The following is a 12750-nucleotide window of genomic DNA, read 5'->3' on the forward strand; positions in this document are numbered from 1 at the left end:
TGCATCAGCAGGCGTCAGTAAAACTATCGGCTAAGTTTACCCGTCCACGGCAGAATAGCTACTGCCATATGTTACATGGGGTTACCTTATAAACCGGCATCACGCAGCAGTTTTTCAATCACCCTTTGGGCGGAAATTGCCTGCTCGCCGGCGGTTTCCGGCACCGTCTGATTGCTGACAGCAGCAATGAAATGGCGGATCGCGCCGTCAAAGCCGCGCTGTGCCAACGTGGTTTGCCAGCCTGGCGCCGGTTGCTCCAGTACGCCTTGTGAGTCTTCCCGCAACCACTGGCGCATATCGTTCAACTGATAGACTGCACCATCGGTTACCGCCTGCACGCTTTCACGCTGACTGCCGGCCCGGCGATGCATACTGGTGGTGACCAGCGTTTCACCGCACGCAAAATGATGCTCGGCATAGATCAACTCACCGGCATCCGTAGCACGCAGGCTACCGCTGAGCAATGTCCCCGCATCGCCACCCAGCCACAGCGCGGTATCCACCACGTGCAGATAATCGTCCAGCAGGGTAAAACGCAGGCCGTTTGGCCCGACGCTGTCGGCGCGATGTTTGTCCATGCGAATCGACGCCGGTTGCTGCATCTGTTGCTTTAACTGACGATACAGTGGCGCAAAACGACGGTTAAACCCCACCATCAGCGTTTTGCCCTGTTTTTCCGCCAGCGCGATCAACTGTTCACCCTGCTCTACCGTCTCCGCCAGCGGCTTGTCGACATAAACGTGGACGCCCAGACGTAGCAACTCCTCGATCACCTGAAAATGACTGGCGGTGCTGCTGTGCACGAATACCGCATCACACTGCTGTGCCAGGCTGTCCAGCCGCGAAAAACAGGTCATGCGATAGCTGTCACAAACCGGCTGCGCCTTTTGCTGATTAGGCGAAAATCCGCCGACCAGCGTCCAGTCCACTGCCTGGCTGAGGATCGGCAAATAGGCTTTTTGCGCAATACCACCCAGCCCAACCACACCAATGCGTAATTTACTCATCCGTCCCCCGGGCCAATAGCGCCTGCAGTTGTTGCTTGAGCTGCGCCACTTCGTTTTCCAGTGCGCTCACTCGCTCGTTCAATTCGGCGTCATTGGCCGGGAGTGCTTCTGCCGGTGCCTCGTCAATTTGGCCACTGAACAGATGCATAAATCGGCTTTCGCGCTTACCCGGTTCCCGCGCCAACCGCACCACAAAGGGCCCATCCTCACGAGCACTCAGGTTCGCCAGCACCTGCTCCACTTCGGTAACGTCATTAAATTCATGCATGCGATTGGTACGGGTGCGCAGTTCACCGGGCGTTTGCGCGCCACGCAGCAGCAAGGTGGCAATCACTGCCAACTCGGCAGCAGACAGCTTTAGCTGACCAAACTCCGAATTGCAGAAGCGGTGCTCATACTTGACCACCCGATTGCCGAAGCCGCTCAAGGTGCGCAGAAAATGTTTCTTCAGCAGCAGGTCGAGAATTTGCTGAACTTCGCTTTCCGTCAGTTCCATCACCGGCTCGCGGTTGGTTTTCTGGTTGCAGGCAAGCTGAATGCCATTGAGGGAAAGGGGATACTGGTCCGGCGTGGTGACCTGCTTTTCCAACAGGCAGCCAATCACCCTGGCTTCTTTAGCGTTTAATTCATATTTCATTATTTGGCCTTAGCGTGGCGGTAGCCATTCTTTATTGGTTAATGCCGTCAGTACGTGATCCTGCCACTGCCCGTCGATCAGCAGATAGTCCTTGGCATAACCTTCACGTTCAAATCCCAGGCGGGTCAGCAACGCTCCGCTGCGCTGATTGTGCGGCATATAGTTGGCCATAATGCGGTGCATTCGCTGCTGACGCACCATATAACGGATAGCGGACTGCAGCGCTTCATACATCAGCCCTTGCCCCTGCCATTTTTCGGCCAGCGAATAGCCGAGGAAACAGGCATGGAACGAACCGCGCAGCACGTTGCTGAAGTTGGCCACGCCCTGCACTTCATGTTCTTCCGGATCGAGCAGGATAAAGTAGTAGGCGCTGCCCTGCTTTTGCATTTCGGTGATCATCCCCAGCCGCGCCTGCCAGCCGGAAGGATAACAATGGCTTTCATCCCGTACCGGCTCCCAGGGTTTGAGGAAGGCTCGGTTTTCGGCATAGTATTCGGCCAGCCGGTAGGCATCGCGTTCATGGACTAAACGGACAACCAGTCGGTCGGTGGTGAGGCGTACTTTTGGTGATGCAGAGCGATAGCCAAACATCATTTCCCCCGCGGTCAGAACGGTTCGATAAGAAGTATTTATTGGGCGCACGTCCGGATATTCATCCTGCGACGAACCTATCCTGAGCCATTATTTCTCAAACACCGGCGCAGAACCGCACTTACCCTCATTTAATATAACCGCAGCCTGCCCCGCAGGTAAAACTCCGGCCGCTCAGTAAATAAGCGATTAGTCATTTTACGGCTATTTTCGTGCTGTTTTGCTGTTCAGCCAACATATTGACGATAAAAAAATATTATCTACCTCGCCCCTATCGGCAACCCGGGATTGGGTACAAACTAGAGCGGTCGCACTCCTCCCCCCTTTAATTGCTCGTGGTGAAGCATGTCTCTGGTATCGCAAGCTCGGAGCTTGGGTAAATATTTTTTATTACTCGATAACCTGTTAGTGGTTTTAGGCTTTTTTGTGGTTTTCCCGCTCATTTCGATTCGCTTTGTCGATCAGCTTGGCTGGGCGGCAGTGGTGGTCGGTGCCGCACTGGGTTTGCGACAATTGATCCAGCAAGGATTGGGCATCTTCGGCGGGGCGATAGCCGATCGATTCGGCGCTAAACCGATGATTGTCACCGGTATGCTGATGCGTGCCGCCGGTTTCGCCACCATGGCAATGGCCGATCAACCCTGGCTACTGTGGTTCTCCTGTGCCCTTTCTGCCCTCGGCGGCACGCTGTTTGACCCACCTCGCACCGCCCTGGTGATTAAGCTCACCCGTCCACACGAGCGCGGCCGTTTCTATTCTCTGTTGATGATGCAGGACAGTGCCGGCGCGGTGATTGGCGCTCTGATCGGCAGTTGGCTGCTGCAATATGATTTCCACTTTGTCTGTTGGGTCGGTGCGGGTATTTTCGTGCTGGCGGCGGGCTGGAACGCGTGGCTGCTGCCGGCCTACCGTATTTCTACCGTTCGTACCCCAATGAAAGAAGGCATGATGCGCGTCTTGCGCGATCGGCGTTTCCTGACCTATGTATTGACCCTTACCGGCTACTACATGCTGTCGGTACAGGTGATGCTGATGCTGCCGATCGTGGTTAATGAAATCGCCGGTTCACCCGCGGCGGTAAAATGGATGTATGCCATTGAGGCCGCGCTGTCGCTGTCATTGCTCTACCCGTTGGCACGCTGGAGCGAAAAACGTTTCCGGCTGGAACAGCGGTTAATGGCAGGCCTGCTGCTGATGACCCTCAGCCTGATGCCGGTCGGGCTGGCGACCAGCCTGCAGAGCGTCTTCACCCTGATTTGCTGTTTCTATCTCGGCTCGATCATCGCCGAACCGGCGCGTGAAACCCTCAGCGCCTCGCTGGCCGATCCACGCGCACGCGGCAGTTATATGGGATTCAGCCGCCTGGGGCTGGCATTGGGCGGCGCATTGGGTTATACCGGCGGCGGTTGGATGTACGACACCGGCCATGCGATGAACATGCCGGAACTGCCGTGGATCCTGCTCGGTATCGTGGGCTTTATTACCCTGTTCGCACTTTATTGGCAGTTCAATCCGCGCAGTAGCGCACCGGCAATTGCTCCCGGGGGCTAAGGTTTTTCTCTAAGTTGCCAGAAAATCAGTCGAATTTCCCATAGCTGCTATCCTGATAGTAAAAACATAAACAGGAGAAGTTGGCGATGACTGATGAATCAAAATTACCGCAGCTGCTGGAACACATGGTACTGAACCTGCGGATGCTCTACGCACGCTCAACGTTGGTAGAAAAAGCGCTGGCCCATATCATCGCAGGGAATGCCGACCTGAAGAGTGACATCATCAAACAGTTGCAGATCGTTAACGCCACCAACGAGCGGGATAAAATCGATCTGGAAGAGGCGCGTATGCACCTGATAGAAGTGATCAATTCCGTACCAACCAAAAAATAACCCCTGCTTTAGTCCCGCGCAGATGCGCGGGTAATACAACGATAACGCACCTTCCAGCAAGAACTCTTCGCGACAGCCTCAGTATGCTGTGATAACTATTGCTGTTAAAACCTGACAACCGGAGCAAGCATGAAACTGTTTATCTACGATCATTGCCCATTCTGCGTTAAAGCCCGCATGATTTTTGGCCTGAAAAACCTGCCCGTCCGCCTGGTCACCCTGCTCAACGATGATGAGGCGACACCGGTCAGCATGATTGGCAAGAAAATGGCGCCCATTTTGCAAAAAGACGACGGCAGCTATCTGCCGGAAAGCATGGATATCGTGCATTACATCGATAACCTCGACGGCAAGCCGCTGCTGACCGGTAAAACCAACCCGGCAATCGCCGACTGGCTGCAACACGTTGGGAGCTACAGCCTCAATTTACTGCTGCCGCGCTTCGCCAACGCCGACTTTGAAGAGTTCGCCACCGACAGCGCCCGTCAGTATTTTACCGACAAGAAACAAGCCTCGATCGGTGACTTTTCCACGCACCTGGCCGACAGCGCCGATCTGATTGCCCAACTGGAGGCCGATCTTCAAACGCTTTCCGGGCTGATTGTTTCCCCTGAAGCCGTCAATGGCAGCCTGTCGGAGGACGATATTCACCTGTTCCCCCTGCTGCGTTCGCTGTCGATTGTTGCCGGACTGACACTGCCGGATAACGTTGAAGCCTATCGTAACCGTATGGCGCAGCGCAGTGATATTCCGCTGCTGTTCGATATGGAACAGTGATCTTCTCGCAATAAGGATATAGCGCGCAAATGTTGAAAATGGTGCTGGTCACCGCCCGCGATCGGGCACGGCTGAAAGAAATCTCCGCAGTGCTAATCCGCTACGGATTGCAGGACGTGATCCGCCTGCTGGGCCTGGGTACCTTGCTAAGTGGCGGTGAAGGCGGCAGTGAGTCGCAAGATAGCCAAACCTTGCCGCAACGCCTGCGCGCCGCGCTGGAAGCGCTGGGGCCAACCTTTGTCAAATTCGGCCAGATCCTGGCTACCCGCTCCGACCTGCTGGATCCCAGCTGGACCGACGAACTGGATCGCCTGCACAGCCAGGCGTCTACCCTGTCCTGGAGCGAATTGGCGCCGCAGATCACCGCAGATTTAGGTGCCTCGCCACACAGCCTGTTTGCCGAGTTTGACGAAACACCCCTGGCCGCCGCCTCGATGGCACAGATATACCGTGCCCGACTGCACAGCGGTGAAGCGGTGGTGATCAAAGTATTACGCCCCGGTCTGGCGAAAACCATTCACGCCGATTTGCGCCTGCTGGCCTATCTGGCGGAAACCGTGGAGCAGCAAAGTCCGGCGCTGGCCCGCTATCGCCCACGGCAGATGGTACGAGCGCTGGCGACGGCGCTTAATCACGAGCTGGACCTGACGCACGAAGGCAATAACTGTGAACGGGTAGCCCAGCAATTTGCCCAACAGCCCGACGTAGTGATACCGAAAATCTACTGGCAATGGTCGTCAAAACGTCTGCTGGTGCAGGAGTTTCTGCCCGGTATCGCGCCGGAAAACCCACAGCAATTGGCCACCGCCGGCTTTGATGGCCCGCTTCTCGCCCAGCGCGGCGCCCAGGCCTTTATGAAAATGGTGCTGGAACACCGTCTTTATCACGCCGACCCACACCCAGGTAACGTGATGGCGTTGGCCGATAATCGCGTCGGCTTTATCGATTTCGGCATGGTGGGCCAGCTTTCCGAACGGCGGCGTAATCAGTTGCTGCTGTTGCTGCAGTCCATCGCTGAACGAGAATCCGGCGGCATCGTCAATACCCTGATCGCCTGGTCGGACAGCGATCCTTTGGATCTGCTGGATCTGGAATTGGCGGCACAAAACTTTCTCGACAAGCAGGCCTCCGCTACCTTGACACTGGGCAAGGCGCTGACCGATCTTCTGGTGATGGCGCGTGAACATCAGCTAGCGCTGCCGCCGGATCTGGTCTTGCTATTCAAGGCGTTAATCACCGCAGATGGCGTATTGCACCGACTGGATCCCAACTTCGATATCATCGCTACCCTGAAACCGATGCTGCAACAGGTCATGCTACAGCGTTACACCCCTGAAGCGGTGCGTCGGCGTATGTTGGCGCTGGGCGGTGAAGCACTGGACGCAGGTGAAGAACTTCCGCAAACCCTGCGCCTGCTCATGCGCCGCCTTAAGCGCGGGCAAATCAGCGCCGATATCAACCTCAAGAACCTCGATCAGTTAAGCAAAGCGTTGGAACGGGCTGCCGTCACGCTGGCCATTGCCATTGTCACCGCCGCCTTCACGCTCGGCCTGGCCCCCTACCTGATGCAATCTTCGCTGCGGTTATGGGGCATTCCGCTGTTTCCGGCGCTGGGTGCGCTGGCTTGTCTGGGTGGCGTATTACTGTTGGTACTGCGGTTACGCCGCTAAACAGTTTCAGCGTTATCCGATAGGTCATGGCAGGTTTCACGCGCACTATCTGTGTTATCCGCCGATGAGCAGGATTTCTTTAGCCGTCGGTTACCCTTTATAATGAAAAATCAATTAGCTACACAGTTAGTATTTATGAGGCAAAAATGAAGAAGATTCTGATGGGTGTGGCAGCCCTGGCATTTGTTGGCGCAATGGTCGGTTGTAACCAACTGACCCAGTACACACTCAGCGAGCAGGAGGTCAACGACTACCTGCAAAAGCATAACGATTACCAGAAGCAGATCGGCGTGCCGGGATTGCTGGACGCCAATATCGTGCTGACGCAATTGCAGAGCCAAATTGGCCGCAGTGAACCGGGCAAGGTCACCCTTTCCGGCGATGCGAAAGTGAATATCACCTCGATCCTCGGCCCACAGACCGCGGACCTGAAGCTGACGCTGAAGGCACAGCCGGTCTATGACCGTGAGCAAGGCGCGGTATTCCTGAAGGACATGGAATTGACCGACTATAGCGTGCAGCCGGAGAAGATGCAGACGGTGATGAAAGCGCTAACGCCTTACCTGAATCAGTCGCTGAAATCCTACTTCGACCAAAAACCGGCCTACGTGCTGAACCCGGATAACAGTAAAACCGAAGCGATGGCGAAGAAACTGGCTAAAGGTCTGGAAGTGAAACCGGGTGAGTTGGTGATCCCGTTTACCGACTAAGAGCCGCAGTTTAAAACAAAAAGCCCGCTGATAAGGCGGGCTGAGTCTTTTCAATTGGGCAAGCTATGCGCAGCACCGCCTGAAAATCATGTGATTACTGTGGTTCGCTGTAGGTAATCTTACCGGCGTTACAGTCCAGGATCACGTTATAGGTTTTATCCTGTTTGGTACCGCGGACCGTCAAGGGAACTTGCCAAACAGCGTCCTTACCGGTAATGGCTTCCGGGCTAATCCAGGCTATCGGGGTGGCCGTGCCAAGCAGTTTTTTATCTGATTCCCAACGCGTGATACGGTTTTGCAGAAAATCGCGTTTCACCTGAGCGGCAACATCAGCCGGTTGCAACCCCTGGCATTGCGCCACTTTGGCGCTGCGTTGCTCCTGCGCCTGCACCGTGGTGGTTAAACCCGCCATAGCCAACAGCGCTACGGCCAAACTCAGTCCCGTTGTTTTCATATTCCCTCCAGTTGTGATTAACGCTATCCGCAGGCATTGGCCCTTGGCTCACAACTGGCCTGGCGACAGATCAGCGTTTGGCGAAGGTGATGACAAACAGCTCATCCAGCCCCGGATAGATTTCCTTGATCACCTGCTTCAGTTCGCTGAGTGACATGTTCTCCTGCCGGGCATGCAGTTCGGTTAACGCCTCCAGGCGCACCGGTGTGACTGACAGCACTTCAATCTGGCAGAAAAATACGTCGTCTTCATTGCGGCTAACGCGTAAAACCTCACCGGGTTGAAAGTGGGATTCACTGGCATCCCGAATGGTAATGGTTTTGCGCCCGGCCAAAATATCTTGCTCAAAGCGGCTGAAGAAAGTTATTTCACGGCTCATTCTAGATCCTTTTTCATCACATTGCCGCAACATAAGTCATTATGCTGCCTGCTTTTCTGACGCAGCTCCCTCTTTAGTGGTAGCGACAGGTTTTTCCGTTTTCACTTTGGCGGGTTTCTTCGGTGCTTCCGCCGGTGCAGCGCCGCGCAGAATTTGCCCCAGCACGTCTTTATTCTCCGCCAGGAAGAAGCTCAGCCCTTCACGCTGCTCATCATCCAGGGTCAGAGGTGACTGCTGCAGCCATTCACCGAGGCTATCCGCCAGATCCAGCATTTTGTCGTAAGCGTCGGCTTCTTTCTTGGTTGCGAAAGTCATCTTTTCCTCACCGTTTCTCACCACCACATATTTAACTTCAACTGCCATGTGTGCATTCCTCAAAGGTTAGAATACTGTATTTTTATACAGTATAAGGTGATATTACGCAGGGATGCAAGCGCACCCCTGACGCGACTTATTTCAACAACCGCACCTTGCAGTTCTTACCCTTGATTTTGCCCTGCTGAAGCTGTTGCAGTGCCTTGCGCGCGCTTTCCTTGCGGATCGCTACGTAGGCATGTACCGGGAACATGTCGATCTTGCCGACTTCTGCCGCCGTCAGCCCGGCATCGCCGGTCAATGCGCCAAGAATGTCGCCTGGACGGATTTTGGCCTTACGCCCACCGTCGATGCACAGGGTGACCATTTCGGCTTCCAGCGTGGTATTACCCGCGCCGCTCAGCTCAGATACCGGTGCCCACTTAACCTTGATCTGCAAATATTCTTCAATCGCATGCGCACGCGTCATTTCTTGCGGCGTACACAGACTGATCGCCTTGCCACTCAAGCCAGCACGGCCGGTACGACCGATACGGTGCACGTGGATTTCCGGATCAAATGCCAGCTCATAGTTGACGACCAGTTCCAGCTCTTTGATATCCAGACCGCGCGCAGCGACGTCGGTCGCCACCAACACCCGGCAACTGCGGTTGGCAAAGCGCACCAGCACCTGGTCACGATCGCGCTGTTCCAGATCGCCATGCAGCGCCAGCACGTTAATGCCGCGAGCTTCCAGCGCTTCATACACGCTCTGACAGTCACGCTTGGTGTTACAGAACACCACGCAGGAAGAAGGCTGGTAATGACGGATTGCCGACACCAGCACCGCAGGACGCTGATCGCGGGTGGTTTCATAGAAGCGTTGTTCGATGGTGGTTTGTTCTTCACCGTCGTCCACTTCCACATTTAACGGGCTACGCTGCACACGGGCGCTGATGCGTTCAATCCCGCTCGGATAGGTTGCCGAGAACAACAGCGTTTGACGCTGTGGCGGCGTATAGCTGATCACGTCATCGATGTCATCGGCGAACCCCATGTCCAACATGCGGTCGGCTTCGTCCAGCACCAGCACTTTCAGTTCATCCAGTACCAGCGTTTTCTTGCGCAGGTGTTCCTGAATGCGCCCCGGCGTCCCCACCACGATATGGGGGGCATGCACCAACGAATCGAGCTGTGGCCCCATAGGCTGGCCGCCGCACAGGGTCAAAATCTTGATGTTCTGGGTGAAGCGTGCCAGACGGCGCAGTTCTTTGCTCACCTGGTCAGCCAGCTCACGCGTCGGACACAGGATCAGCGCTTGCGCGGCCACCTGGGCGACGTTAATTTTGTCCAGCAAACCGATGCCGAACGCCGCCGTTTTACCGCTGCCGGTTTTTGCTTTGGCACGTACGTCCTGCCCATTCAGGATGGCGGGCAGTGCGGCGGCCTGCACCGGTGTCATTTCGGCATACCCCAGTTCGTTGAGGTTGGCCAACTGTTCGGCTGGCAGCGGCAGGGAAGAAAAAGATACTGTGCTCACGGCGATAACTCTTATATGGCAAATGGAATGGCGGCGCGCCCACGGCAGCACCGAATCAGCCGCAGATGATAACAGAGATAGGCTGGATTACGGATTTCACGCATAAAAAAAGCCGCTCCCAGCGCCTTTTCCCCCTCTCACCGACAGCACAATAGCCCCCGGCTGCACACGCAAACGTTTTCGTATATACTGCGAGGCCATTATCAGACCGCGTTACACGCCACAGATCCAGGTACCAGACTATGTTAACTATTGGAACCGCCCTGCGCCCGTCCGCCACCCGCGTTATGTTGCTCGGCTCCGGCGAGCTGGGTAAAGAAGTTGCTATCGAATGCCAGCGTTTGGGGCTCGAAGTGATTGCCGTCGATCGCTACGCCGACGCCCCCGCCATGCACGTGGCACATCGCAGTCACGTGATTAACATGCTGGACGGCAACGCGCTGAAAGCCGTGATTGAGCAGGAACGTCCTGACTACATCGTTCCGGAGATCGAGGCTATCGCCACCAGCATGCTGGTCGAGTTGGAACAGCAAGGACACCACGTAGTCCCCTGTGCCGAAGCAACCCGTCTGACCATGAACCGCGAAGGCATCCGTCGTCTGGCCGCAGAAACCCTCGGCTTGCCGACCTCCAGTTACCGCTTTGCCGACGGCGAACCTGCGTTTCGGCAGGCAGTCGATGAAATCGGCTACCCGTGCATTATCAAGCCGGTGATGAGCTCCTCCGGCAAAGGCCAAAGCCTGATCCGCAACCCGGAACAGCTGCAAGCCGCCTGGGATTATGCCCAACAGGGAGGGCGCGCCGGCGGTGGCCGGGTGATTGTCGAAGGCCTGGTGAAGTTCGATTTTGAAATCACCCTGTTGACCATCAGTGCGGTCGACGGTGTGCATTTCTGCGCACCGATCGGCCATCGTCAGGAAGATGGCGATTACCGCGAGTCATGGCAGCCACAGCAGATGAGCGAACTGGCGCTGAGCCGCGCGCAGGCGATTGCAGAAAATGTGGTGAAGGCGCTGGGGGGTTTTGGCCTGTTTGGCGTTGAGCTGTTTGTCTGTGGCGATGAGGTGATCTTCAGCGAAGTTTCACCGCGTCCACATGATACCGGCATGGTGACTCTGATTTCACAAGACCTGTCAGAATTCGCGCTGCACGTTCGCGCTTTCCTCGGTCTGCCGATTGGTGCCATTCGCCAGTTCGGCCCTTCAGCCTCTGCGGTGATCCTGCCACAGCTGACCAGCAGTGATCTGCGTTTCAGCGGTCTGGATCGCGCGTTGGTCGGCCACAATCAACTGCGTCTGTTCGGCAAGCCGGAAATTAACGGTCAACGTCGGATGGGCGTCGCGCTGGCTACGGCAGAAAATGTAGAGCTGGCGGTGGAGTCGGCCAAATTGGCCGCGGCGGCGGTGGTAATTGAAGGTTAACGCTTTGGGGCCGGCTTGCCGGCCCCAGCAACATCAATAGTTTTCGTCTTCTTCCGAGTCATCGTCAGCCTGATCGTCCGGCCGTTCCTGATACTCTTCTTCGTCGTCTTCATCATCAAACATGACGCTAACCTGGTCACCCTGATGTTTTTCGCGGATTTCCTGCGCGACGCGCGCGATGGCTTCACCACTGCTCATGCCTTGTTCCATCAACAGATGGATACGGTCCGCAGCTTCCTGCTGCTCTAGATGGCTCAGTGACGGCATACCTGCAAGCATGTGTTTCTCTCCGGCAAAATGGAGGCTGAGTATACGCCTTTAACCGGCAGAACCCTACGCCTGTTATTCAGTAGCCTGCAGTGAACGTGAGTCGCCGTGCCGCCACTGCTTCAGACGGTGCAGCCAGAGAATGACGTGCCAATCCTGTTTGAGCCCGCGTGCGTTGTCAACCATCGCCCGATCGATGCCATTTTGATAGAACTCATCGGTGATCTGGCACTGCGCCGCCAGTTCAGGTTCACGGCGAATGCTGTGGCAAATGCCCAATGCCTCGCGGGTGATCTGCCAGTGGAAAGCCGGGCGAATGTCGATTTTGTCGGCATAGCGCTGGTTAAGCGCCACCAGCATGGCCACGATTTTCATGTAATGACGCTGATACTCTACGTTTGCCTTACCCGTGCGGCGGCGATTACTGATCGATTGATCGTGCACCCGCTGGCGATACAGCGCTTTGCTGAGGTATTTCACCCGCTGCGCATTAAACATCACCTCTGTCGTCCAGGGAATATCCTGATGATGCAAACCCGGTTCGAAATACAACCGGCGCTGCTTAATAAAATCAAGGCGATACACCGCCAGCCAGACCACATGAATAAACTTTCTTGATTTTAGTGCACGTTCCAGCCATTGGACGCCGCTAATAACGCCGGTATCGCCCAATCGTTTTAGCGGAATAATCGGCTGCAGTTCATCTGCGTCGGTGAAATAACGCTCACCGTTACACTGCATAACATCCAATTGATTTTCCTCGGCCAATTCTACCAGCGTTGAATACATTTCAGGCGCCAATAAATCATCAGCATCGGGGAACGCCACATATTTACCCCTGGCGATCGCTAACCCGGCATTACGCGCATTGGACACGCCGGCATTAAACTGGTCGATGACGGTAATATGTGGGTGTTGCTTTGCATAGCGGTGAGCGATATCTCCAGAGCCGTCGGTAGAACCATCATTAACAATGATCACCTCCAGCCGCTGCTCATCTTGTGCCAGCAGCGATGCCAGAAACGGCTCAAACAATTTACCCACGTTGTGCAACGGGACAATGACACTCAGCATTAGGGGCATAGGCAGCTCTTCGCAAAGGTAACGAATGAAT

Annotated in this window: 15 protein-coding genes; 6 read left to right on the forward strand and 9 right to left on the reverse strand. The window is 55.5% G+C overall.

Going from position 1 to position 12750, the window contains the following annotated elements; all coding sequences use genetic code 11:
- Positions 1-86: 86 nt before the first annotated feature.
- Genes QOT07_RS14520 through rimJ form a run of 3 tightly spaced genes read right to left on the reverse strand, consistent with a single transcriptional unit; the run spans position 87 to position 2238 of the window.
- Positions 87-1007 (reverse strand): Gfo/Idh/MocA family protein, encoded by a 921-nt coding sequence (locus QOT07_RS14520; RefSeq protein WP_283603403.1) that lies wholly within the window; start codon positions 1005-1007, stop codon positions 87-89.
- A complete protein-coding gene (locus tag QOT07_RS14525; protein WP_099064283.1) occupies positions 1000-1644 on the reverse strand; it encodes a YceH family protein in 645 nt (214 codons plus the stop codon). The genes QOT07_RS14520 and QOT07_RS14525 overlap by 8 nt, the downstream gene beginning before the upstream one ends.
- A gap of 9 nt (positions 1645-1653) precedes the next feature.
- Positions 1654-2238: a ribosomal protein S5-alanine N-acetyltransferase gene (gene rimJ, locus QOT07_RS14530; protein WP_085117187.1), complete on the reverse strand. Its 585-nt coding sequence runs from the start codon at positions 2236-2238 to the stop codon at positions 1654-1656.
- A gap of 345 nt (positions 2239-2583) precedes the next feature.
- Here rimJ and mdtH point away from each other — a divergent pair, with 345 nt between their 5' ends.
- The 5 genes from mdtH (at position 2584) to QOT07_RS14555 (ending at position 7281) form a co-directional block, all read left to right on the forward strand.
- Positions 2584-3789 carry a multidrug efflux MFS transporter MdtH gene (mdtH, locus tag QOT07_RS14535; protein WP_099064284.1) on the forward strand — a complete coding sequence of 402 codons (1206 nt, stop codon included), beginning with the start codon at positions 2584-2586 and terminating at the stop codon, positions 3787-3789.
- An 86-nt stretch (positions 3790-3875) separates the two neighbouring features.
- Positions 3876-4124, forward strand: a complete 249-nt coding sequence (locus tag QOT07_RS14540; RefSeq protein WP_085117173.1) for a hypothetical protein — start codon at positions 3876-3878, stop codon at positions 4122-4124.
- A gap of 129 nt (positions 4125-4253) precedes the next feature.
- The gene (grxB, locus tag QOT07_RS14545; protein WP_099064285.1) at positions 4254-4901 is read left to right on the forward strand and encodes a glutaredoxin 2; all 648 of its coding nucleotides are present in this window, start codon (positions 4254-4256) and stop codon (positions 4899-4901) included.
- Positions 4902-4930: 29 nt separating this feature from the next.
- Entirely contained in the window at positions 4931-6571 is a 1641-nt protein-coding gene (locus QOT07_RS14550) for an ABC1 kinase family protein (protein ID WP_099064286.1), read from the forward strand.
- 146 nt (positions 6572-6717) lie between these two features.
- Positions 6718-7281 (forward strand): lipoprotein, encoded by a 564-nt coding sequence (locus QOT07_RS14555; RefSeq protein ID WP_099064287.1) that lies wholly within the window; start codon positions 6718-6720, stop codon positions 7279-7281.
- 94 nt (positions 7282-7375) lie between these two features.
- Here QOT07_RS14555 and yebF read toward each other — a convergent pair whose 3' ends face one another.
- The 4 genes from yebF to dbpA form a co-directional block, all read right to left on the reverse strand.
- Positions 7376-7735, reverse strand: a complete 360-nt coding sequence (gene yebF / locus QOT07_RS14560) for a protein YebF (RefSeq protein ID WP_099064288.1) — start codon at positions 7733-7735, stop codon at positions 7376-7378.
- Positions 7736-7805: 70 nt separating this feature from the next.
- Entirely contained in the window at positions 7806-8114 is a 309-nt protein-coding gene (gene yqfB / locus QOT07_RS14565; protein ID WP_085117177.1) for a N(4)-acetylcytidine aminohydrolase, read from the reverse strand.
- 39 nt (positions 8115-8153) lie between these two features.
- Positions 8154-8477: a YebG family protein gene (locus QOT07_RS14570; RefSeq protein ID WP_283603404.1), complete on the reverse strand. Its 324-nt coding sequence runs from the start codon at positions 8475-8477 to the stop codon at positions 8154-8156.
- 88 nt (positions 8478-8565) lie between these two features.
- Positions 8566-9948 (reverse strand): ATP-dependent RNA helicase DbpA, encoded by a 1383-nt coding sequence (dbpA, locus tag QOT07_RS14575; RefSeq protein ID WP_099064291.1) that lies wholly within the window; start codon positions 9946-9948, stop codon positions 8566-8568.
- A gap of 242 nt (positions 9949-10190) precedes the next feature.
- On the opposite strand from dbpA, the gene purT reads away from it, so the two are divergent.
- Entirely contained in the window at positions 10191-11369 is a 1179-nt protein-coding gene (gene purT / locus QOT07_RS14580; protein WP_099064292.1) for a formate-dependent phosphoribosylglycinamide formyltransferase, read from the forward strand.
- Positions 11370-11402: 33 nt separating this feature from the next.
- On the opposite strand, the gene QOT07_RS14585 is transcribed toward purT, so the two are convergent.
- Together QOT07_RS14585 and QOT07_RS14590 are read right to left on the reverse strand one after the other, a co-directional pair.
- Positions 11403-11648, reverse strand: a complete 246-nt coding sequence (locus tag QOT07_RS14585; protein ID WP_085117181.1) for a YoaH family protein — start codon at positions 11646-11648, stop codon at positions 11403-11405.
- A 63-nt stretch (positions 11649-11711) separates the two neighbouring features.
- Positions 11712-12719, reverse strand: a complete 1008-nt coding sequence (locus QOT07_RS14590; RefSeq protein WP_283603405.1) for a glycosyltransferase — start codon at positions 12717-12719, stop codon at positions 11712-11714.
- Positions 12720-12750: the final 31 nt, after the last annotated feature.

This window comes from Serratia proteamaculans (assembly GCF_949794035.1).
GTDB lineage: Bacteria > Pseudomonadota > Gammaproteobacteria > Enterobacterales > Enterobacteriaceae > Serratia > Serratia proteamaculans.

Excerpts from the sequence above, each read along its gene's own strand:
- QOT07_RS14590 (WP_283603405.1), bottom strand. The coding sequence starts at position 12,719 with ATGCCCCTAATGCTGAGTGTCATTGTCCCGTTGCACAACGTGGGTAAA.
- QOT07_RS14550 (WP_099064286.1), top strand. The coding sequence starts at position 4,931 with ATGTTGAAAATGGTGCTGGTCACCGCCCGCGATCGGGCACGGCTGAAA.
- grxB (WP_099064285.1), top strand. The coding sequence starts at position 4,254 with ATGAAACTGTTTATCTACGATCATTGCCCATTCTGCGTTAAAGCCCGC.
- QOT07_RS14555 (WP_099064287.1), top strand. The coding sequence starts at position 6,718 with ATGAAGAAGATTCTGATGGGTGTGGCAGCCCTGGCATTTGTTGGCGCA.
- mdtH (WP_099064284.1), top strand. The coding sequence starts at position 2,584 with ATGTCTCTGGTATCGCAAGCTCGGAGCTTGGGTAAATATTTTTTATTA.
- QOT07_RS14570 (WP_283603404.1), bottom strand. The coding sequence starts at position 8,477 with ATGGCAGTTGAAGTTAAATATGTGGTGGTGAGAAACGGTGAGGAAAAG.
- QOT07_RS14520 (WP_283603403.1), bottom strand. The coding sequence starts at position 1,007 with ATGAGTAAATTACGCATTGGTGTGGTTGGGCTGGGTGGTATTGCGCAA.
- yebF (WP_099064288.1), bottom strand. The coding sequence starts at position 7,735 with ATGAAAACAACGGGACTGAGTTTGGCCGTAGCGCTGTTGGCTATGGCG.
- yqfB (WP_085117177.1), bottom strand. The coding sequence starts at position 8,114 with ATGAGCCGTGAAATAACTTTCTTCAGCCGCTTTGAGCAAGATATTTTG.
- QOT07_RS14525 (WP_099064283.1), bottom strand. The coding sequence starts at position 1,644 with ATGAAATATGAATTAAACGCTAAAGAAGCCAGGGTGATTGGCTGCCTG.
- rimJ (WP_085117187.1), bottom strand. The coding sequence starts at position 2,238 with ATGTTTGGCTATCGCTCTGCATCACCAAAAGTACGCCTCACCACCGAC.
- QOT07_RS14540 (WP_085117173.1), top strand. The coding sequence starts at position 3,876 with ATGACTGATGAATCAAAATTACCGCAGCTGCTGGAACACATGGTACTG.
- purT (WP_099064292.1), top strand. The coding sequence starts at position 10,191 with ATGTTAACTATTGGAACCGCCCTGCGCCCGTCCGCCACCCGCGTTATG.
- QOT07_RS14585 (WP_085117181.1), bottom strand. The coding sequence starts at position 11,648 with ATGCTTGCAGGTATGCCGTCACTGAGCCATCTAGAGCAGCAGGAAGCT.